This window comes from Planctobacterium marinum (genome assembly GCF_020687805.1).
GTDB lineage: Bacteria > Pseudomonadota > Gammaproteobacteria > Enterobacterales > Alteromonadaceae > Planctobacterium > Planctobacterium marinum.
This window is the reverse complement of record NZ_JAJEWQ010000004.1, coordinates 617,429-638,905: the sequence shown is the minus strand read 5'-3', so window position 1 is coordinate 638,905 and position 21,477 is coordinate 617,429. Positions and strand designations below refer to the sequence as shown.

Sequence of the window (21,477 nt, the reverse complement as noted above, 5' to 3'; positions counted from 1 at the left end):
TGGCGTGAGATCGCGGAAACCAACAGAACTAAAAAGGTTTGATAAGCTTGTACCATTGCTATTTCCGTCATTACTGAAATTAGCAAGACTGATTAATCCGGTGGCCATAATTCTTAGTTATCCTTATTTAATAGCACTTTCACATACAGGCTGCCTTAATGGTAAACATGTGAATGGCAGACCTTGAATGAACTCTAATTCATTTAAGTCATAGCAGTCCAAAAAGTCAACAAAAGAATAATAGCATCCACATACAGGCAAGTAACGTATTCATTTTTTGATACCTATTTAATATCACACACGATCCATAGTCACAGATAGAGAAGATGACATCTACACAACAGACCTAGGCCAACTGCATTTATACGTGATAAGCGCCACTGTATTGTGTTAAGTAGATTTCGCATACAATTTGGCTATAATAATTCCCAAGTGACGTATAGATGCATCAAGGCTAGCCAATAGCGCCTGCAACCAACAGGGAAGACGTAAGGGTTTAATAATGGATTCATCGAGCAATTTCGAATTTCTCAAGCAACACCATGAATGGTTGTTCAAATTGGCGGAAAGCGCCGAACGCAATTTCTCACCAGATCCCAATACTTCATTAATAAAAATTCGTCAGCTTGGCGAGGGAATAGCTCAAACTATTGCCTCTCGGATAGGTATTGAGGCTGGGAGCAATGTTAAACAAATCGATTTGCTCAGAGACCTGGACTACAACCTCCGCCTAGATGACAACGTTAGAGATGCATTTCACACTATCAGAAAACTCGGCAATACAGCCACACACGAATTTAACAGTTCAAGCCACAGGGATGCGTTAAAAGCGCTAATGGTTGGTCACGCCTTATCAATGTGGTTTCATATCACATTTGGAGGTGAGGCGGCGAAAGGTTTTAAAGTCAAAAAATTCGTCAAGCCAAGCGACCCGTCTGAGTACGTTAGACAACTTGAAGAACAGGTAGCTCGTTTAAATGCAGAATCACAGCGTACGGATGAAAGAATTAAAGTCGCTGAAGAGCTAAGAAGAGCGGAGGAAGCAAAGGCCAAAGCAGAGAGAGAACGCGCTGAAAGGATGGCAGAAGATCGTGCCATTTGGGAACAAATTGCGGAAGAACATGAAGAAAAATTAGCAGAATACAGGGCAAAAATGGATGCTGCTAACGTCATATATTTCCAGAGCTTCCAGGCAAAGCCGAAAGAAGAACAAGCAGCCGAACTCAAACGAATTGAGAAATCAGCTTTTGAAATGGATGAGGCTGAAACACGAGTTGTTATTGACCAGCAACTGGTAGATGCTGGTTGGGAGGCTGATACCGAAAATTTGCGTTACTCCAAAGGCACTCGTCCTGAACCAAATAAAAACAAGGCTATTGCAGAATGGCCTACGACCTCAGGTCCTGCTGACTATGTGTTGTTTATTGGAATGACTCTAGTTGGTACCATCGAAGCAAAAAAGAATGCAAAGAATGTTTACGGCGCAATCGACCAGGCAAAACGCTATGCAAGTGGCATCAGTAACCTTCCTGATGGGGTCGAGGTTACACAGTATAATGAATTTAAATGCCCTCTTACCTTTGCAACAAACGGACGAGCTTACTTAAAGCAGCTTGAGCAAGAAAGTGGCATTTGGTTTCTCGACGTCAGAGACAATACAAACCGACGAAAAGCGCTCAAGGGCTGGTATTCACCTCAGGAAATCAAGTCCTATCTGCGTCAAACCCCACAGCAGGCAAACGCTGAATTAGACGAAATGGGGTTTGACTATGAACTAAAACTCCGAGACTACCAAAAGAAAGCCATTCTTAGTGTGGAACAGGCAATAAAGGATGGAAAGGACAGGGCTATGGTTGCTATGGCAACCGGTACGGGAAAAACCAAAACCTGCATAGCACTGGTTTACCGTTTGCTAAAAGCTGAACGATTCAGACGTATTTTGTTTCTCGTTGACAGAAGTGCACTTGGAGCACAAGCAACGGTTGATTTTGGTGAAGTCAGGATGGAAAACCTCAATACATTTGCTGACACCTTTGAAGTGCTTGGCATAGAGCCTGAAAAAGCACCAAAACCTAATCCGGACGAGGATACCAAAGTACATGTTGCTACTGTACAAGGGTTGGTAAAACGCATCATGTACCCATCTGATGATGGAGTTAAACCGGGTGTTGGACAGTATGACTGTATTGTGGTCGATGAATGTCACCGGGGATACCTGTTAGACAGAGAACTCAGCGAAACAGAAGTTAAATTCCGCGATCAGAAAGATTATATGTCGAAATACAGAGCTGTCATTGAATACTTCGACGCATTTAAAGTGGGCCTTACAGCCACTCCAGCTCTGCACACAAAAGACATCTTCGGTGATCCCGTATTTATCTACAGCTATACCGAGGCGGTTATTGATGGTCACTTAGTCGACCACCTTCCACCTACACGCATCCATACCAAGCTCAATACAGAAGGCATAAAATACGCCGTCAACGAGGAAGTTCAGGTATACGATCCTCAAACACAAAATATCGATTTAGTGAACACGCCTGATGAACTCAACTTCGATGTGGCACAGTTTAACAGGAAAGTGATAGCGCCCGAGTTTACAAAGGAAGTGTGTAAATGGTTGATCGAGAGCGACTCCTTAAACCCTTACTCACAAGAAAAGTCGCTAATATTTTGTGTAACCGATAAACATGCAGATGATGTGGTTGAGGCGTTAAAAGAAGCCTGTGAAAACTATCACGGTGAAGTTGAAGACGACGCAATTCAGAAAATCACCGGTGCATCAGACAAGCCACTAGAGAAAATTCGTCTCTACAAAAATGACCGGTTACCCAACATTGCCGTCACTGTAGATCTGCTCACCACCGGTGTGGACGTTCCATCAATTTGCAACTTAGTGTTTTTACGCAGAGTAAACAGCCGCATCTTGTTTGAACAAATGTTAGGTAGAGCAACAAGACGGTGTGATGAGATAGGAAAAGAGCGATTCAGAATATTCGATGCTGTAGATATATATAAGCAACTGGAAAAAGTGAACACTATGAAGCCAGTTGTAACTAAGGTAGACATTACTTTTAGTGAGCTTGAGACTGAGATTAAAGATGGACCGGACCCTAGGTTGCAGCAATTGGCCAAAGATCAGTTCCTCGCCAAGCTACAAAGCAAAAAAAAACTATTTGTCAGAAAAGCAGAGCATAGATTTTGAACGAATTGTGGGCAAACCTCCCAAAGATTTTGCTCAGGAACTCAAAGAAATGAAGCTTACTGATGTCGCCAACTGGTTTGTAAATCATCCCGGCCTGGGCGAGTTACTTGATATGAAAATATCAAGCTCAGGGGGCGGCACGAAAGTGGTCATATCCGAGCATGCTGATCAAATCACCGGAACCTCAACCGGATATGGCAGCGGACAAAAACCTGAAGATTACCTTTCAGCATTCAATAAATATGTAAATGCAAACAGCAACCGTTTAATGGCAATACAAACAGTGATACAAAGACCATGGGAACTATCACGGGACAGTTTGAAGCAGTTAGCAGTAGAGTTGGAGCGAAACGAATTCCGTGAAGAAGACCTAAAAATGGCCTGGAAAGAAGTCAAAAACGAAGATATCGCAGCTCGTATTATTGGTTTTATTCGGCAGGCGGCAATTGGCGAGGCGCTTGTACCCTATGATCAACGTGTCGATAATGCGTTAGCTAAAATTCTGGCAAGCCAGCCGTGGAAAACTCCTCAAAGAGAATGGCTGGAAACAATAGCGAGTCAAATGAAAGCAAATATCATTGTTGATGAAAGTAACCTAAACGAAGGTATATTCAAACAGCGATTAGGCGGTATCAAACGGGCAACCAAATTATTTGAGCAACCCATTACTGATATACTTGGCGAATTCAACAAAGCCATTTGGTCAGGAGATGACCAACAAAAATCAGCCTGATTAGATACAATCAACTATTAGAAAAATTTAGATGGTTTGGAGCGCGGCACAAACCCCAAAAATACAGTCAAGGAACATCAATGAGCACTCAAGACTTAATCAATAAGCTCTGGAATTTATGTAATCTGTTAAGAGATGATGGGGTCACTTACCACGAATACCTGAACGAACTAACCTATCTTATCTTCCTTAAGATGGTGGAAGAAACAGGCCAGGATGAGCTAATTCCGGAAGGTTATCGCTGGACAGATATTGAAAACTTTAATGCCGCAACCCGACTGGAAGAATACAAAAAGCTACTCATTCATTTAGGCTCCCATGGCTCTCTTATTACTAAAGCCATATTTGCAGATGCGTCTACCTGCATTCGTAAGCCAGCCACTCTCAATAAACTCGTTACTGAAATCGATAATATGGACTGGTACTCGGCTAAGCAGGAAGGCTTAGGCGACATGTATGAAGGTCTGTTGGAAATCAACGCCAGTGAGAAAAAATCTGGTGCTGGACAATATTTCACACCAAGAGTTTTAATTGAGGTTATGGTTGAGTTGATGAAACCCAACCTCGATGATGTGATTGTAGATCCGACGGCTGGAACAGGTGGCTTTCTAATTGCCGCCCATCATGAAATTGAGAAGAACAACGATATCCGTGCATTAGACGAAGCCGCCTACAACAAATATCAACACGGCACATTTTTTGGAATGGAGCTGGTACCAGACACTCGCCGTTTGGCCATGATGAATCTGATGCTTCATGATTTAGCGGTTGATGACAACAACGCGGGTGTTTTATACGGCGATACTTTGTCAAACGAAGGTAAGGTATTGCCAAAAGCAACCCTCATTTTGGCTAACCCGCCGTTTGGCACCAAGCAAGGCGGAGGTGTGCCGACTCGTGACGATTTGGTTCATTACACATCTAATAAACAGCTCGCGTTTTTGCATACCATGTATCACGCCATGCTCAAGCCCGGAGGCAGAGCCGCTGTAGTCTTGCCAGACAACGTGTTATTCGAAGGCTCCACAGGTCGCAAAATCCGCAACGATTTAATGGAAAAATGTAACCTGCACACCATTTTGAGGCTGCCAACCGGTATCTTTTACGCCGCTGGCGTAAAGACCAATGTCCTGTTTTTTGAAAAGCCTGAAAACATCACCAAAGACAAAGGCAATACGCAAAAAGTATGGGTTTACGACCTCAGAGCGAACATGCCGCAATTCGGCAAGCGCACAGTATTAACCAAAGCCCATTTCGACGAATTCTACGAGGCCGTAGGAGGCGATTTAACTAAGGTTGACGAAGCCAAAAGACAAGCCTTTATTGATAATCACAAAAACGGCAGCGATGTGGGTGATGTGGATACCTGTCGTCTGCGTTGTTTTACGCGCGATGAAATTAAGTCTAAAGACGATTCGCTGGACTTGGCCTGGATACGAGACGACAGTCTTGAAGATACTGCGAAATTACCAGAGCCTGATGTACTTATTAATGAAGCCATTGAAGAACTGGCGGGTGCCATTAACGATTTGCAATCAATATTAGTTGAGCTGGATGCAGCAGAAGAACCTGACGAGGTTGTTGCATGAGCAAATTGCCGAAAGGTTGGATAGAAAAAGAATTAAAGGATTGTGTTGAGATTCTAGACTCGAAAAGAAAACCAGTTAACAACAAAGAGAGACAACAAAGAATTGAGGGCAAAGAACAATCTGATTTGTACCCTTATTTTGGTGCAACTGGCCAAGTAGGATATATAGACAACTATTTATTTGACGGTAATTACGTTGCTCTTGGTGAAGATGGTGTTCCGTTTTTTGATCCAAAGAAACATAAAGCCTATCTATTAAATGGTAAAACATGGGTGAACAACCACGCACATGTCTTAAATGGGATTGAGGTTGAAAATAGGTATCTATGTTATTACTTAAACCAATTTGATTATCACGGATATGTAAACGGTGCGACAAGACTAAAGCTGACACAAGCGAACATGCGCAAAATTCCATTACACTTAGCTCCGAAGTATGACCAAAAGCGCATTGCAGACAAACTGGATTCAGTATTAGCCAAAGTAGAAGCAGCACAAGCACGCCTTGACAAAATCCCAACCATCCTAAAACGCTTCCGCCAATCCGTCCTCGCCGCAGCTACCTCAGGCGAACTCACTAAAGACTGGCGACAGGAGAACAACCTTGAGATTGATGATTGGAAACGGCCTGTTTTATCGGAAATAGCAAAATGCTTAGATCCAAACCCCTCGCACCGATACCCAAAACCGGATACATCTGGAGTACCCATACTATCCACCCAGCAGTTCGTTGGATTAGATTCTTGGACTACTGACAAGGCGAAATTAGTAAACAGGGAGTTTTTTCTAGAAAGGAAAGAAAAAACTAAATTTTTGGAAAATGACATAGTCTTTGCCCGAAAAGGGAGGCTTGGTTTAGCAAGAATGGCTCCCAGAGGCTTTGATTTTGTCTATAGCCATACAGTATTCATTGTAAGAGCAAATGGAGTTAACACAGAGTTCTTATTGTGGATGTTGAGACGAGAAGAAACAATAAACTGGCTCACAAAAGAAATGAATTCAAATACGGGAGTCCCGACGTTAGGCAAGGCCGTATTTGAAAAGCTTCCAGTACCTTTGCCATGCGAAAAGGAGCAGCTTGTAATTGTAAATAAAATCAATGAACTATTTGAGCACGCCAACACGATAGAAAAACAATATATAACAGCCAAAACCCGCATAGACAAACTCACGCAATCTATTTTGACTAAAGCCTTCCGGGGAGAATTACTGTCCAGAGACGTAGCAAACGCAGAAAAACAGATAAATCATGGCAATGTTGAGGTGGCACTATGAGCGAAACTTACAACGTGTATTGTGATGAATCATGCCACCTTGAAAATGATGGTCAAAAAGCCATGGTATTAGGGGCAGTATGGTGTCCGGTGGACAAACGCTTAGAAATAGCAAAACGTATCCGTGAGATAAAACAAAAGCATGGGCTTAAAACTGATTTTGAAATTAAGTGGACCAAAGTCAGCCAATCAAAATTAAGCTTTTATTTGGAAGTTATCGATTACTTCTTTGATGATGATGACTTTCATTTCAGAGGGATTATAGCACCAGACAAGAACAACTTGGACCATGAAAGGTTTGGGCAGACCCATGATGATTGGTACTACAAAATGTATTTCACCATGTTGAAGGTAATATTTGAGCCACAGTCTCATTATCGGGTCTATATTGATATCAAAGACACGCTGGGCGCTACCAAAGTGGAGACTTTGCATAATGTGCTATGCAATAACGCCTACGATTTCTCACGCAACATAGTTGAAAAAGTGCAACAAATTCACTCCGAAGAGTCTGAGCAACTACAGGTGGCGGATTTGTTAATTGGAGCACTAGCTTATTTGCACCGTGGGCTTAATGCCAATGCCGCTAAATCAGCATTAATTAGTCGTATCCGTGATAGGAGTGGCTATAAGCTGACTCACAGTACACTTCAGCGTGAAAGCAAGTTTAACTTATTAGTTTGGCAGCCATACTCATGACGGATTATGCATTACCACAATGGTTACCTGAAATGATTAGGTTAGAGAGTTTTGGTGGTAATTGGGATGCATTCTTTGAAGAAGTTTATAATAGCTTTCAAAGAGACTTCGTAGACAACAACCCCGTTTTCAGAGGCAAACGACTGGGCCTTAAACGCCATCCAGAATATGACGGAAAGTCAGCAACATTCTGGCATATGATAAGCGAAGGAAAAGACGAAGAATCCAGAATGCCGGACATCAGACGCTGTGAGCGCATTCGCTGGCCAAAAGCTATTATCGAAAATGATGCCGACTCTGTGCTAAAGGTCTGGGCAGAGAAAAAACAGGGCGACAAAAGAATCTACTTGTGGTTTGAGATGGAAGGTTATCTTGTCGTCTTAAATGTGAGAAAAGGCTATATTCTCCCATGGACCGCATTTTATATAGAGCGCGAACACCAGAGGCAGAAATACAATAAAAGATATAAAAGGAATAACGGAAATAAGATATAAAATTAAGGCTGGCCTCGCCCTCTTTCGAGGACGGAGCCGTAACTCCTTCCACTCTGACACCAATGGATGGTGGATGAGATGACGATATAATAGTGACAATATATAGAATAAACAAGTTTTCAAACTCATAACATATATCGACTTCGGATTAAAAAGTATTAGATTCGTAGTTATTTCATTACGAGCTCTTTGCATATCACGAATTTATAAAATAACGGCTGAAAAGAATACATGCATATAGAAATGACGTTCAAACTCTTTAAAAAAGAAAAGCGAGAGGCCTCGTGACAGCCCCATACTTGGTCGAACTGCAAGAAAAAATTAGAGAGCTTGACCTTCTACAACGCGATAAGAGCTTCAAAACACCAAATAGACAATCGCGAATATTTCTGGCACTTGCATACCGAGTTAATGAAATTTGCTGGAGCAGCGCCAACCTGATCCAACAGGGGCGTATTGCCGTCGGCGTTTCTCTAATGAGGATTTATTGGGATTATTTTGTCAGAGCCCTATGGTTTCAACACTGTGCAACTGATGAAGAAACTGAACATTTCATTCAAACCGATAAGATACAGCGTACCAGCAAAAACGGGAATATCTACTATGTAGATCATCACACTATGTGCCAAGAAGTCGACCGTATAAAACCTGTGCCATTTGAATTAGAGAGAGTGAAAAGAGCTAGGTATGAGGTTTTCAACAGCTTTGCACATGGCGGTACGGATTTGCTTTATCGAACAATGTCCGATGACAATACGATAACGGATCAATTCACCGACGAAGAAATAAAGTACTGTGCAGAATTTGCTTTTGTTGTTGCTTTGATGATGGCTTTTGCCGTAGCAGACTTTGCCGAACACGAAGAAGAGATGGCCCAAATCGGGGAAATGTTACAGAGTTTTCTTCCACCTGAGTAGCACACGCCCTGTACCTTTTCGGTTTGCGATTTCTCGAGGCGTATCTATGTTTATTTACCGGCTTCAAACGCAAAATGGTGACATATACGGTGACATTACTCACCAATAAAAACCATAAACCAATGATAAATATGTAATTTAATAAAAATATACATATACAGATCCAGAATATTGAATAAAGCTCATTAACACTCAACAACATTCATAACCCACTGAAAAACCTCGACTTATATCGGGGTTTTGTTTTTTATTGTTTCGTATTTTTTCATTCTGTTTCATCCAACTGGTGAGTATTTTTCACTGCTAGTCTCAAACTACTGGTGAGTACAAGAGGTGAAAAATGCCAAATTTAACAGTCAAACAAGTCAACATACTTGCTAAAGGCGAGCCAGGTAAAACATCCGATGGAAACGGTTCGTCGCTCCCAAGCGTGGACAACCTTATTGGTCACTAAGGTATTCACTTAACGGAAAGAGGAGGGAAAAATCTATTGGAAAAGCCCTACAGTTATCGCTGGCAGAGGCACGAGGTTTAGCAGAACAAGAGCGTTCCAAGCTTCGAGAAGGATTAGACCCTTTGACTAAGTTTGCGGATAGCATTCTCAGCATAGACGAGTTATTCAATGATTATTTCCAAAATAAACTATTACGTTTGGTTTACTACCTAATTTTGGGGTGCACGGAGAAGTGTATGAATAACAACCTAATGGGTCGGAAAAACGTATGATTGCTATGGATTTTTCCCTGAGCGCATCGACTCTCTGAATCGACTGGCTGAGTTGGTAATGCCGCTTATTCAATATAAGCCAATGACATGCCATGTATCAGAGCCAGGCCTGTAGGCATAATGATGCCCAGCCGAGCCAATATTAACCGTTAACGGTGATTTATATGAGATTAATGGTTTTGCTTAAGTATATTCACCGATAAAGGTGAATATATTTGTGATTTATTAATAACCATCTATAATCACCGATACTAATGAATATTTATATCGATGTTGGTACGCAACGATGGCGAAGAAAGTGACTTCCTCAAAAATGCCTCAAACACAGTTTATAAATGACGCGCATGTGTTGGGACAACTTATTAAAGCGAAGCGCACGGCGATGGGCATGAAGCTCGCTGATTGTGCTGCGCTGTGTAACGTGGGGATCAATACCTTGTCGCGCATTGAAAATGGCAATGATAACTGCACCCTGGCCGCCGTGTTTGCGGTGCTACGTGGGCTGGGTATCAAGCTTACCTCACCATCGCTTTCGCCTGACTCTCTTAAAAAGCGGGACGACTTAAGTGTCAGTGATGACGAGTGGGTATAAAAAAAGTGCCAGCAGATAACATCAACCAACCCTCAGCATATACCATGCTCATCCATTTAGCAGAGCAACGTATTGGCACGTTAACCTTGGATAAAGGCACTAACCTACTCAAGCTTGAATATGAGCAGGATTGGCAGCAAACAGGCTTCCCATTGTCACCCGTACTGACGTTGGATAACCTTCATTCTCCCGAAGTCGCCTACAACTATCTCGACAACGCACTTCCCGAAGGGGAAGCGCGGAAACTCCTATCAGAGCACCTTGGAGTCTCAGAAAAAAATGTCTATTCCCAAGTCAGGGCCATCGGCAATGATCTGGCGGGGGCTATTACGTTTAAAGCGAGTGAACAAGGTGCTGACGTTTCACCAGAGGCAAGTAAGCCACAATTTAGAGTGATCGAACCCGATGAGCTAACCAGGCGGCTTGCCAAAAAGGAAGATATTGGCCTGTTAACATGGGACGACAAACCACGACTGAGTGTGGCGGGAGTACAAGACAAGCTTAACATATTCATTGATGAGCAAGGGCAAATTGGGTTTGGCGATGGGACTTTATGCTCAACACATATTCTCAAGTTTGAGAGGCACAATTGTCCCAACCTCGTACTCAACGAATACTTCTGTATGAAGCTGTCAAAGGCAGTGGGACTGCCTGCCGCAGAAGTGCGATTCACGCGATTCGAACAATACCCGGCACTGGTTGTGGAACGGTTTGATCGTAAGCATGCACCTGATCAGTTCAAGGTCTTTCGCAGGCATGTGATTGATGGCTGCCAAGCTCTGAACCTGCCACGCGACTATAAATATGAGCGAAACCTGGGTGATGGCAGGGATGTGCAGCATATTCGCGATGGCGCAAGCTTACCCCGGCTTTTTGAACTGGCAAAGACTATGGCGTCGCCTGTTGAGAGTCTTCAATGGCTCATCAACTGGCAGCTATTTAATTTGATGATCAGCAACTACGACAGTCATGGTAAAAACGTCTCGCTGTTTTTTGATAAGCGTAATAATCGATTCACGCCTGCTTATGATTTAGTGAATGTAGCCATGTTCCCACAGTTCAAGCATGTACTGGCGATGGCGATGGGTGATGAGTTTGAACCCGAATGCATTAACGCCTACCAAATGGCTGATTTCGCAGAAACCTGCGGGGTGAATAAAAAGCTCTTGTCTCGCCAGTTAATCGATTTGGCGGATAAAGTCATCAACACGCTAACGCATCAGCAGTTCATCGAGACCATGACTCAGGAGCCGTATTTTACAAACGACGACCGAAGTTACATGGTCGAGGTAAAAGAGCATATATTGACCCGAACACAACACTTGCGCTCACAGGCACCTGACATACCAAAGATCGAAGTTTGATCTTTGCGGAAGACTGATGGAATATCCCCAAACGACCTTCATTCCTAAATCTTCCATATTTCTAACGAGTCGGTTTAACTCTGCTTTGGACCAAAGCGTCCAACCATGTTCACCGACTCGCTGACCGGAAGAACTTAAAAGACTTGAATTGAGTTTCTGACATGCTGAGAACGTTCATTAAATAGCACCCGCTAATTTAGATTTCACGTGCGCCTCGTCGTACGGCTTGTGGCGGAACACCAAATCCACGCAGAAAAGCTTCACGCATGTGTCGGCGGTCCCGAAAGCCTGTTTCGCGGGCAATAATCTCCAGAGGATGATGACTATCTTCTATCATAAAACGAGCGGCTTCCAGGCGCAGATTCTCAATTGCTTTTGCAGGTGACTGGCCAGTTTCAGCGGTGAACACTCGTGTAAACTGCCTCGGACTGAGATTGACCTGCTCCGCGAGATCTTCCACATTAATGGTCTTTTTAAGGTTTTTGCGTGCAAACTCTAATGCGCTCTGAATACGATCCGACTTAGGGGACATATCCAGCAACTCTGAATGTTGCGACTGTCCACCTGACCGGCGTTGATACATCACCAGCTTGTGAGCGACCGAGCGAGCAACGTCAGTGCCGAGGTCCTTTTCCACCATAGCCAGTGCCATATCCAACCCTGCAGTCATTCCGGCAGACGTCCAGACCGGGCCGTCCACAATGTAGATCCTGTCTTCTTCAACATTAATATCGGGATGTCTTGCCTGCATTTCTCGTGCAAAAGCCCAGTGCGTTGTAGCGCGACGCCCTGCAAGTAATCCTGACTCGGCTAATACAAATGCCCCCGTGCAAATGGCCGCTACCCGGCGCGCCCGCATTGCGCCTTCACCAGCAAACTGAATAACTTCAGCAGGTGTCGGTATATCCAAAGGGGTGCCTATCCCACTAAACAACCAGGTATCTATCTCACATCGCCTGTTCACAGGGAGAGTTTCCACTGCCATACCAAGAGACGAATGCAATTGTCCGCCTTGAACTGAGTAATTGCGAACTTCGTAGAATGGTTTGTCGATAACAACGTTAGCATATTCAAAGACACTCTGTGTCGCCAGTGACATAACCTGAAACCCGTCCGTTAACAGATATCCAATTCTGTGCATTTTAACTCCCCCAATAAAATGTCTCAAATCAGTATCATATACGTCATTTAGGTCAATCTCAATTGGTCATAGAATGCAATTGTTGCTTTACAACAAATACATTGTTCAGGAGAAATGAAAATGACTTTACAGAAGAACTTAGGTACAGCCCTGATTACAGGCGCATCATCCGGAATTGGAGCTGTCTATGCGGACCGCCTGGCTCGCCGCGGCTACGATGTCATTCTGGTTGCACGCAATCGCGTAAAACTAAATGCTTTGGCCAAAAAGATCACAACCCAAAGTGGCCGATCTGTTGAAGTACTGGAAGCAGACCTCAACAATCGCGCAGCTCTGACCCGGGTGGAGGAAAAGCTAAAACAGGACGAAACCATCACATTGTTGGTTAACAATGCAGGGACAGGAACCCATACGCCGTTGTTAGAGAGCCAAATTGATAGCATGGAGCGTATGATCGAACTCAATGTCACCGCACTAACGCGTCTGACTTACGCGGCTGTCCCCAAATTTGTCGCCCGTCGCCAGGGCGCTGTCATTAATATTTCTTCTATTGTGAGTATTGCTCCGGAAATCCTGAATGGCGTTTATGGTGGCAGTAAAGCCTACGTACACGCCTTTAGCCAGTCTCTGCATCACGAGCTGTCGGATAAAGGGATTAAAGTCCAGGCTGTACTGCCCGGTGCAACCGCGACAGATTTTTGGGCCTCCGGAGGATTACCGCTGGAAAATCTCGATCAGCAAATCGTCATGAGCGCTGAAAACCTGGTGGACGCTGCATTGGTTGGATTCGACCGGGGTGAGCTGATCACCATCCCATCCTTACATAATCACACGGCATGGGAGAGTTACGAAAAATCCAGACAGCTCATGTCTGCCAATCTTTCCAGTAATTCACCAGCGCCTCGCTATACAGAGACACACTAAAACACATTCACGATTTAACACAACGCTTTAATAACAATGAGGACAATGACAATGAAAACTACTGACAACACTATTTTTATCACTGGCGGTACTTCCGGTATCGGTCGAGGTCTGGCAGAATCTTTTCACAAGTTGGGTAACCAGGTGATTATCGCTGGCCGTCGCCAGGAATTGCTCGACGAAGTTGTGGCAGCGAATCCGGGTATGGATTCGATACGCCTGGATGTGAGTAATCCAGCTGAGATACAAACAGTCGCCGAAGTACTTATTGCGCGCTACCCTTCACTGAATGTGATAATCAATAACGCGGGCATTATGCCTTTTGATAATGCAGCCGGAATACTGGATGACAGCCAGGCAGCTCGTACTATTGATACCAACCTACTCGGTCCAGTTCGGGTCAGCTCGGCCTTTGTTGAACATCTCAAAAAACAGCCTGACGCTTATATTATCAATAATAGTTCGGTACTGGCCTTTGTGCCGCTTGCAGCTACTGCGCTTTACTCCGCCACCAAGGCAGCCATCCACTCTTACACATTGTCACAGCGATTTATGCTGCGCGATACTTCGGTCAAAGTAATTGAAATTGCCCCTCCCTGGGTGGACACCGATTTGATCCACAAAAGTGGTGATCCCCGTGCAATGCCTCTTGATGCTTTCCTCGAGGAAACGATGGAAAAATTAGCGCAGGAAAATGTCGAGGCTCTGGTGGATGTGGTGGTACCTTTGCGCGATAACCCGGGCAGCAAGGAACATGCGCTCGTCAGGGATTTCAATCTGTCACTGGTCAACAATCCAATTCCCGTTGCCTGATCCAGATACCGACAGTACCTTCTGGTACTGTCGGGCTTTTGTTCTGTTCGCAACGGTACTATTCAGCGAAATTATACGGCATAAGGAATCTTGGCTGCTCACAGCTAAAATCAAAGTGCTGCTTGACTGTTTTTACCCGAAACAAACACTTCTAAGAGACTAGCGGGTTGGTGCAGGTAGAGCCTCAATCTCAATACGGAAAAGACTGTAGGGCCTGTCTCGTAAGTCGTTACCACCATGAAAAACTGGCTGACGATGAAGTTGATTAACAATAAAGTAAAGGTAGCCATCAGTTCCAATCGACAAGGTATCAGGCCAAAGAACCCGAGGGTCGTGTACCAGTGTTTGCCATTGACCATCCGGAAGTCGCTTGCGAATGCCATTGTGCTCATAATCTGATGCGTAGATAGCGCCATTGGCATCAGCCTCCAAACCATCGGATGCACCTTTTTCACCGATATCCATTACCGCCCGGGACAACTGCTCTTCACTGATGTTCGGATCCCGAAGTAGCGCAGTAGGCACAGCATAAAGCCTGCGACTTGATAGCGCACTGAAATAGAGTGTGTCGCCATCCGGAGACAACGCAATACCATCAGAAGCGACCCGAAACGGACTAATCTTTCCATCTGCCCCTCGACTTACCATGTTTACCCCCTCAACCACAGGTATGAAGTTCGGATCAGGAGCGGTAGAACTATCACCACTGAGGCGTCGCAATGCTGTTCCGGTTGCCAGGTCCATGACGATAATGGCACCCGGTCCCGATAAAGATGAGTCAGTTACATACACGACACCGGCCTTACCGACCCGAAAATCAAAACGCATGTCATTCACATAGGTCGTTGGGAGAATAACGTCAGGTGGGAATACATGGTTAGCAATCACCTTATTCGTTGCCAGATCTATCTCTACGAGTTTAGCCCCACCCTGTATCGGAGGTTGAAAACCAGGTGCAGCGGTATCCAATACCCAAAGGTGATTTTGACCATCAGCTATCACGCTTTGAACGCTGATAAATCCTGAATGGGGCTTTTCTATCTCAAATGTGTTTGTTGCCATATCGGGATAAGGCACCAGTTTGCCGTCTGTCAGTTCCACAACCGCGTAGTTGGGTTCGTCGCCCCATTGAGGAAAGTTAACAAATATGCGTCCGCTGCGACTAACAGTAACGCCCGTCGGCATAGGACCATTGAATGTGTGCACCAATTCGATATCGCCGTAGTAACGGACATGAGGAAGGCCTTCGGTGGTCGCAGCCAGTACCGGATCGGGAAATACCCCTTCCAACACTGAAAAGGCTGCCAACACAAAGTAAAATATTCCTGAATTTAAGGTTTTCATAATCATCATCTCCAGAGTTCAGTCAGTTTCGAAGTACCAGGCATAAAAGTGCTTTAAAAGCCTTCCAGCACAACTTTTCCTTTCGCCTGGTTACTCTCAATCAATGCATGGGCCCGTCTCAAATTCGCCGCGTTGATCGTGCCAAAATGCGCTCCGAGCGTTGTCTTTATATGTCCCTGGTCGACAAGCTCACTAATGCGCTCGAGCAACTGATGCTGTTGGATCATGTCTGATGTTTCAAAAATAGGACGGGTAAACATAAATTCCCAATGCAGTGACAGGCTTTTGCCCTTCATGGGTAATACGTTCAGTGACTCAGGGTCATCAATAAGTGCCAGCTGTCCCTGAGGTGCAAGTACAGCAATAAGTTGCTCAAAGTAACTGGCTGTGTGTGTCAGGCTGGCAACATGGTGCACCTCGGTGATACCCACATCGAGAAGCTGCTCTTTAAGCGGGGCGTAATGGTTGATGACATGATGGGCGCCCAACGCTTTAACCCAGTCAACGGTTTCCGGGCGCGATGCAGTACCTATTACCGTCATCGAAGTTAATTGACGAGCCAGCTGGATTAACATCGACCCCACACCACCTGCTGCGCCAACTACCAGCAAGGTTTCGCCTTTGCCTTGTCCCTCGCTAATTTTCAGTCTGTCAAAAAGTAGTTCCCAGGCTGTGATAGAGGTTAGCGGTAATGCTGCCGATTGAGCGAAGTCGAGTGAAGACGGCTTGTGGCCTGCGATGCGCTCGTCCACTAAATGGAATTCACTGTTGCTACCTGGCCGTGTTATTGAGCCCGCATAGAAAACCTCATCTCCGGGTTGGAACAAAGTCACCGCTTCGCCCGTTGCCCGCACAACACCAGCAGCGTCCCAACCCAAAATACGAGGAGCAACTGTTTCTGAATTCTGTCGTACTTTAGTATCAACAGGGTTCACAGATACCGCGCGAACTTCTATTAATAAATCTCTGGGTCCGGGAACGGGTTGGTCAATCTCGACATCGATTAGCGACTGTTCATCGTCAATCGGTAAACCATGTTGAGAGTAAGCTATTGCTTTCATATTTATTTCCTCAATTAATGAAAAGTGATATTTGTTAGTCACTTGAAATAGGGTCAAACTTTCCGTCATATTAGCCAGCAGTAGAGATGGGAAAAACGCGTCTAATACAACAACACTTGTTCTCGAGGTGAATAAATGGTTCGACTGGAAGATCTTACGCTGTTTGTCAGAGCTGCTGCCTTAGGTAGCTTTTCTAATGTGGCGCGAGAAGTTGATATATTGCCGGCACAAGTCAGCGTTGCCATCAAACGTCTGGAAAAGACCCTTGGCATACGCCTTTTTGCACGTTCTACCCGGAGCTTGCGGCTCACGGCTGAAGGCGAGGAATATCTGACTTATGCTCAGAAGGCACTGGAAACCCTGCAAGAGGGGCACGAAAGGATCAATCATCAGGATTCTGAACTGAGCGGTACCTTACAGGTGGCGGCACCCTCTGATCTTGGGCGAAATATGCTGGTAGATTGGTTCAGTGAGTTTCGAGTCCGGCACCCGAACATAAATCTGAAATTGCATTTGTCCGATCAGGTCACCAATGTGTTTAGAGAGCCTGTGGATGTCGCTATCCGGTATGGTGTTATGAATGACGCCAGCTTTGTGGCCCTGCCCCTGGCACCAGAAAATCGTCGGGTGCTGGTCGCCTCCCCAGAATACATTAAACGTCATGGCAGACCTGAATATCCGGATGAGCTGCAACAGCACAACTGCCTGACATATTTACTAAAAGGACGAATACACAATCGCTGGCGCTTCGGGATTTCAGGCCATGACCAAACCATAGAAGTTTCAGGTGATTTACAGTGTGACGATGCGGATGTAATCAGACGCTGGGCTATCGCTGGTGAAGGCTTAGCTTACAAATCCTGGCTTGACGTCAGTGGCGATATCTTAGCGGGTCGGTTAGAGATATTGTTACCTCAACTCCAGGGCGAACCTGCTCCATTACATTTGATTTGTCCTCATCGGAAACAGTTTTCACCCGCAATTCGCCAGGTCCATCATTTGTTACGTGAACACTGTACCAAGCTGATGCAAGACTTCCCCAGGGTTGAGCCGGGCACCAAAGTGTAAAAAACAAATAGTCAGCCGGGTTTCAGGTGTATAAATGAATCTGTCAGGCCCTGGCGAACAGAGCAATACCCCACCTTATTTATCTAAATCCCAGTTTTTTTGCCTTTTTAAGCCCGTTATTTTTGCGGCTTCCCAGCCCACTTGTTAAAAATTAGTAAATTAAATTAGCGGAAAATTAACGTCGTTTCGTCTTTATCCCTGACGTGAATAACCGCGCTGATGTGTTGCAGTGTCAGCGCGAGTTTTGAGTTATTCACTGCATTGTGTTGCTCCATTACATGTTGTGTTTTTGCCAGCTTTACCCTGTGAAGCTGGCCTTTTTCCGGCTCCTGGTCGGTAACTGGCCCAAAGCGCAGATTCGGTGACTGGAGAGCAATACAAAAACCAACGCTTTTTTCAGGACACACATCATCATGTTAAAAAGAACGAAACTCTCCGCGGCCGTTGTGGCGGCGATGGCATCACTGAGTAGCGCACCGCTGGTGTCGGCTCAGGAAGAGACAAGTGCCGACAATTTTGAACTTATTCAGGTGCGCGGTATTCGCGGCAGTATGGCGCGGGCTATGGATGTAAAACGCGAATCTGGTGGCGTGGTAGACGCCATCTCCGCTGAAGACATAGGTAAATTCCCCGATACTAACGTAGCGGAGTCTCTGCAACGTATCACAGGTGTATCGGTGGACCGCTCTGGCGGTGAAGGTCAGTTGATTACCGTGCGGGGATTTGGCCCGGAGTTCAATACCGTTCTGGTGAATGGCCGCCAGATCGCTTCAGAAAACAATTCCCGTGCCTTTAGTTTCGATACCATTGCTTCGGAGCTGGTGCGTAGCCTGGATGTCCATAAAACCAGTACTGCCACCATGCAGTCAGGCGGCATTGGTGCCACCATCAACATTGAAACCGCCAAACCCTTCAACATGAATGGCTTTAAAGTGGCGGGCAGCGTTAAAGGGGTTTACGATGAAAACAGCGAAGAAGCCACACCCCAGGTTTCCGGTCTTATCTCCAATACCTTCAACGACGACACCTTTGGCGTATTACTGGCGGTATCTCATCAGGAAAGGGAAACCCGACTCAATCAGGCTCAGATGGATGGCTGGCTGGAAAACGTGGGTGTCCCGAATCCGGTTTCCCGCGATGGCACCCCCTGGACCGGTACTATCTTTTCGCCGCGCAATTACGATAACAAGGTAACCTTCGAAGAGCGCACCCGTACCAATGCCAACCTGGTATTCCAGTATGCCGCCAGCGATGACATAGTGGTCACCGCTGATTTATTGTACTCCGACTTTGATGTCAAAACCGACGCCACCTCTTATGGCCACTGGTTTACTGCTCCCAATATTCAGGGTGTGGGTGATGATGGCAGCCTGTTTGATGCCGACGGCAATCGTCGTTCCGCTATTGTTGACGAAAACGGTACCGTGGTGGATCTGTACCAGGAAATCGGAATGGCCACCGATATGCACGCCAAAAAGTTTGATCGCTTAACCGAAACCATGGATGTGGGTCTGAACCTGGCCTGGGATGTTAACGACAATCTGAAACTGAACTTCGATCTGCACCATTCCAGTGCTGAAAGAGAATCCAACAATGGCGGTGAAAACCAGTTATCACTGATTGGCTATTCCAACCGGGTACGCTTTCAGGTTGATAACAATATTCTGCCCCTGGCCAGCATGTTTGCCTCCCCCAACGGTAATATCTACAGTGGCCAGCAGGAAATCGACGTGCAGGCTGGCGGTCAGCCATTAACCGTAGCTGACCCCAACAACCCGGGATTTGTGATGTATAACCCGATGATTGGCGGTGCTGCGGGCCCGGCGGGTGTGAGCAATCACCTGGATGAAGCCAACAGTCGCGCCCACGTTATGTTGCGTCGTGGCTGGGCGGTGGAAGACGATGTCACTCAGTTTCGACTGGATGGTGAGTGGGATGAAGGTCAGGACAGCGGCCTCACCAAAGCCAAATTCGGTCTGCAATATTCCACTGAAGAAAAGTCACTGACCCGTTGGGATAACGAAACCGGCGTACATTGTTTGTACTGTGGTTATCCGGATGCCCCCGTGGTACCGGCGGATCTGCAATACGTATTTGATGCCGGGAATGATTTCCTCGGCGATGTCAGCGGCAGTGGCCGTATGCCGACGCAGTGGTTGGCTCATAACGGCGAAACCATGTTTGCGTACCTGGAACAGTTATCAGGTCAGAGCTTTGATGCCGTTCAGAAAGACAACTCTTTCGATGTAGAAGAAACCATTTTGTCTGCCTATCTGGAAATGAATTTTGTCGGAGACCTGGCAAAGCGTCCCATTTATATTACCGGTGGCGTGCGAATTGAACAAACCGATGTAGACGTTACGGGTACTCAGGCGGTATTGCAAAGCCTGACGGTACTGGATGCTACGGAACTAAATCAAAACTACGGTACCCCCGCCGCCATCTCTGAAAGCTCCAGTTACGATGCGGTGTTACCCAATGTCGCCATTAAGTGGGACTTCACTGATGATCTGATTTTCCGTGCAGCGGCATCGCGCAGCCTGACGCGTCCGACACTGGAAAGTATGTCTCCGGCGGTAGTGATCACCACCACCCGTCAGGGCGGCGATCTGCGCTCCTTCTCCGGGAATCCGGCGTTGCAGCCTTTCACCTCTGATAACTTCGATTTGTCTGCTGAATGGTATTACGGCGATGCCAGCTATGCCTCTGCCGGTTACTTCCGAAAAGAAGTATCTAACTTTATCGTCAACGGCCAGAGCGAACTGACCTTTGACGCACCGGGCGGCGGCTTAGTGCAGGATCCTTCTTCAGGCAGCGATGCGGTATTTACCAATACCCTGCCCAGCAACGGAGAAAACGCCTCAGTGGATGGTCTGGAACTGGCATGGCAGCACACCTTTGACAGCGGTTTTGGCTTTATCGCCAACGCCACCTTTGCCGACAGCAATGCCGAACTGGACCCCACAGATACCACACAGATCTTTGCACTGACCGGACTCAGTGATTCCATGAACCTGGTGGGATTTTATGAAGACGGTCCTTTCCAGGTCAGACTGGCCTGGAACTGGCGTGATGAGTTTGTACAATCCCTCACCCAGGTGCAGGGCAATGGCCCCACCATCGTGGAGGATTATCGGCAGCTGGACATGAGTGGTAGCTACGATATCACCGAAAATATCACCCTGTTCTTTGAAGGTATTAACCTCACCGAAGAATATGTGCATAAACGCGGTCGCTTTGATAACCACCTGCTTCTGGTGGAAGACAGCGGCAGACGTTTTGCCCTGGGTGTGCGGGGCAGTTTCTAAGCCTCACCGTACGTCGCTACCTATGGGTAGCGGCGTTGTTGTTTTCACCTCAGTAAAAAATGTTAACCCTATGAACAAGCACAATATCAGGCAGGTGGTGGTGGTCGGTGGCGGCACAGCCGGTTGGATAACCGCAGGGCGAATCGCGGCTCAGCACAACAGCCAACAAGAGGGCGCGTTGCAGGTAACTCTTATCGAATCGCCTAATATTCCCACCATTGGCGTG

19 protein-coding genes are annotated in these 21,477 nt (G+C 46.0%); 15 read left to right on the top strand and 4 right to left on the bottom strand.

Annotated elements, in window-relative coordinates; genetic code table 11:
- The first annotated feature begins 502 nt into the window (after positions 1–502).
- The 10 genes from hsdR (at position 503) to LJ740_RS16255 (ending at position 11,592) form a co-directional block, all read left to right on the top strand.
- Positions 503–3,205, top strand: a complete 2,703-nt coding sequence (gene hsdR, locus LJ740_RS16295) for a type I restriction-modification system endonuclease (protein WP_229530162.1) — start codon at positions 503–505, stop codon at positions 3,203–3,205.
- The gene (locus LJ740_RS16290) at positions 3,177–3,938 is read left to right on the top strand and encodes a type I restriction-modification enzyme R subunit C-terminal domain-containing protein (RefSeq protein ID WP_229530161.1); all 762 of its coding nucleotides are present in this window, start codon (positions 3,177–3,179) and stop codon (positions 3,936–3,938) included. Before hsdR ends, LJ740_RS16290 begins: the two co-directional genes overlap by 29 nt.
- 80 nt (positions 3,939–4,018) lie before the next feature.
- Positions 4,019–5,527 (top strand): class I SAM-dependent DNA methyltransferase, encoded by a 1,509-nt coding sequence (locus LJ740_RS16285; RefSeq protein WP_229530160.1) that lies wholly within the window; start codon positions 4,019–4,021, stop codon positions 5,525–5,527.
- On the top strand, positions 5,524–6,801 hold the full coding sequence (locus LJ740_RS16280; RefSeq protein WP_229530159.1) for a restriction endonuclease subunit S: 1,278 nt from the start codon (positions 5,524–5,526) through the stop codon (positions 6,799–6,801). Before LJ740_RS16285 ends, LJ740_RS16280 begins: the two co-directional genes overlap by 4 nt.
- Positions 6,798–7,499, top strand: a complete 702-nt coding sequence (locus LJ740_RS16275) for a DUF3800 domain-containing protein (RefSeq protein WP_229530158.1) — start codon at positions 6,798–6,800, stop codon at positions 7,497–7,499. The genes LJ740_RS16280 and LJ740_RS16275 overlap by 4 nt, the downstream gene beginning before the upstream one ends.
- On the top strand, positions 7,496–7,993 hold the full coding sequence (locus LJ740_RS16270) for a hypothetical protein (RefSeq protein WP_229530157.1): 498 nt from the start codon (positions 7,496–7,498) through the stop codon (positions 7,991–7,993). The genes LJ740_RS16275 and LJ740_RS16270 overlap by 4 nt, the downstream gene beginning before the upstream one ends.
- Positions 7,994–8,277: 284 nt before the next feature.
- Positions 8,278–8,910 carry a DUF6988 family protein gene (locus tag LJ740_RS16265; protein WP_229530156.1) on the top strand — a complete coding sequence of 211 codons (633 nt, stop codon included), beginning with the start codon at positions 8,278–8,280 and terminating at the stop codon, positions 8,908–8,910.
- Positions 8,911–9,309: 399 nt separating this feature from the next.
- The gene (locus tag LJ740_RS23485; protein WP_377307089.1) at positions 9,310–9,636 is read left to right on the top strand and encodes an Arm DNA-binding domain-containing protein; all 327 of its coding nucleotides are present in this window, start codon (positions 9,310–9,312) and stop codon (positions 9,634–9,636) included.
- Between the two features lie 286 nt (positions 9,637–9,922).
- On the top strand, positions 9,923–10,228 hold the full coding sequence (locus tag LJ740_RS16260; protein WP_229530155.1) for a helix-turn-helix domain-containing protein: 306 nt from the start codon (positions 9,923–9,925) through the stop codon (positions 10,226–10,228).
- Positions 10,219–11,592: a HipA domain-containing protein gene (locus LJ740_RS16255; RefSeq protein WP_229530154.1), complete on the top strand. Its 1,374-nt coding sequence runs from the start codon at positions 10,219–10,221 to the stop codon at positions 11,590–11,592. Before LJ740_RS16260 ends, LJ740_RS16255 begins: the two co-directional genes overlap by 10 nt.
- Positions 11,593–11,788: 196 nt before the next feature.
- On the opposite strand, the gene LJ740_RS16250 is transcribed toward LJ740_RS16255, so the two are convergent.
- Positions 11,789–12,733: a GlxA family transcriptional regulator gene (locus LJ740_RS16250; protein ID WP_229530153.1), complete on the bottom strand. Its 945-nt coding sequence runs from the start codon at positions 12,731–12,733 to the stop codon at positions 11,789–11,791.
- Positions 12,734–12,853: 120 nt separating this feature from the next.
- Between LJ740_RS16250 and LJ740_RS16245 the strand changes: the two genes are divergently transcribed.
- Positions 12,854–13,657 (top strand): SDR family NAD(P)-dependent oxidoreductase, encoded by an 804-nt coding sequence (locus LJ740_RS16245; RefSeq protein ID WP_229530152.1) that lies wholly within the window; start codon positions 12,854–12,856, stop codon positions 13,655–13,657.
- Positions 13,658–13,708: 51 nt separating this feature from the next.
- The gene (locus LJ740_RS16240; RefSeq protein WP_229530151.1) at positions 13,709–14,470 is read left to right on the top strand and encodes an SDR family oxidoreductase; all 762 of its coding nucleotides are present in this window, start codon (positions 13,709–13,711) and stop codon (positions 14,468–14,470) included.
- Between the two features lie 159 nt (positions 14,471–14,629).
- On the opposite strand, the gene LJ740_RS16235 is transcribed toward LJ740_RS16240, so the two are convergent.
- Entirely contained in the window at positions 14,630–15,814 is a 1,185-nt protein-coding gene (locus tag LJ740_RS16235) for a major royal jelly family protein (RefSeq protein WP_229530150.1), read from the bottom strand.
- 53 nt (positions 15,815–15,867) lie between these two features.
- Positions 15,868–16,875: a zinc-binding alcohol dehydrogenase family protein gene (locus LJ740_RS16230; protein ID WP_229530149.1), complete on the bottom strand. Its 1,008-nt coding sequence runs from the start codon at positions 16,873–16,875 to the stop codon at positions 15,868–15,870.
- A 135-nt stretch (positions 16,876–17,010) separates the two neighbouring features.
- Between LJ740_RS16230 and LJ740_RS16225 the strand changes: the two genes are divergently transcribed.
- On the top strand, positions 17,011–17,943 hold the full coding sequence (locus LJ740_RS16225; RefSeq protein ID WP_229530148.1) for a LysR family transcriptional regulator: 933 nt from the start codon (positions 17,011–17,013) through the stop codon (positions 17,941–17,943).
- A gap of 164 nt (positions 17,944–18,107) precedes the next feature.
- On the opposite strand, the gene LJ740_RS16220 is transcribed toward LJ740_RS16225, so the two are convergent.
- Positions 18,108–18,350, bottom strand: a complete 243-nt coding sequence (locus LJ740_RS16220; protein WP_229530147.1) for a hypothetical protein — start codon at positions 18,348–18,350, stop codon at positions 18,108–18,110.
- Positions 18,351–18,356: 6 nt separating this feature from the next.
- Between LJ740_RS16220 and LJ740_RS16215 the strand changes: the two genes are divergently transcribed.
- Both LJ740_RS16215 and LJ740_RS16210 read left to right on the top strand, forming a co-directional pair.
- The gene (locus LJ740_RS16215) at positions 18,357–21,251 is read left to right on the top strand and encodes a TonB-dependent receptor (RefSeq protein ID WP_229530146.1); all 2,895 of its coding nucleotides are present in this window, start codon (positions 18,357–18,359) and stop codon (positions 21,249–21,251) included.
- Between the two features lie 70 nt (positions 21,252–21,321).
- A partial coding sequence (locus LJ740_RS16210; RefSeq protein ID WP_229530189.1) for a tryptophan 7-halogenase occupies positions 21,322–21,477 on the top strand: 156 nt, incomplete at its 3' end.

Bases quoted from the DNA above. Each gene is read 5' to 3' on its own strand.
- LJ740_RS16260 (WP_229530155.1), top strand. From the start codon at position 9,923: ATGGCGAAGAAAGTGACTTCCTCAAAAATGCCTCAAACACAGTTTATA.
- LJ740_RS16280 (WP_229530159.1), top strand. From the start codon at position 5,524: ATGAGCAAATTGCCGAAAGGTTGGATAGAAAAAGAATTAAAGGATTGT.
- LJ740_RS16215 (WP_229530146.1), top strand. From the start codon at position 18,357: ATGTTAAAAAGAACGAAACTCTCCGCGGCCGTTGTGGCGGCGATGGCA.
- LJ740_RS16275 (WP_229530158.1), top strand. From the start codon at position 6,798: ATGAGCGAAACTTACAACGTGTATTGTGATGAATCATGCCACCTTGAA.
- LJ740_RS16225 (WP_229530148.1), top strand. From the start codon at position 17,011: ATGGTTCGACTGGAAGATCTTACGCTGTTTGTCAGAGCTGCTGCCTTA.
- LJ740_RS16240 (WP_229530151.1), top strand. From the start codon at position 13,709: ATGAAAACTACTGACAACACTATTTTTATCACTGGCGGTACTTCCGGT.
- LJ740_RS16230 (WP_229530149.1), bottom strand. From the start codon at position 16,875: ATGAAAGCAATAGCTTACTCTCAACATGGTTTACCGATTGACGATGAA.
- hsdR (WP_229530162.1), top strand. From the start codon at position 503: ATGGATTCATCGAGCAATTTCGAATTTCTCAAGCAACACCATGAATGG.
- LJ740_RS16245 (WP_229530152.1), top strand. From the start codon at position 12,854: ATGACTTTACAGAAGAACTTAGGTACAGCCCTGATTACAGGCGCATCA.
- LJ740_RS16270 (WP_229530157.1), top strand. From the start codon at position 7,496: ATGACGGATTATGCATTACCACAATGGTTACCTGAAATGATTAGGTTA.
- LJ740_RS16285 (WP_229530160.1), top strand. From the start codon at position 4,019: ATGAGCACTCAAGACTTAATCAATAAGCTCTGGAATTTATGTAATCTG.
- LJ740_RS16235 (WP_229530150.1), bottom strand. From the start codon at position 15,814: ATGAAAACCTTAAATTCAGGAATATTTTACTTTGTGTTGGCAGCCTTT.
- LJ740_RS16250 (WP_229530153.1), bottom strand. From the start codon at position 12,733: ATGCACAGAATTGGATATCTGTTAACGGACGGGTTTCAGGTTATGTCA.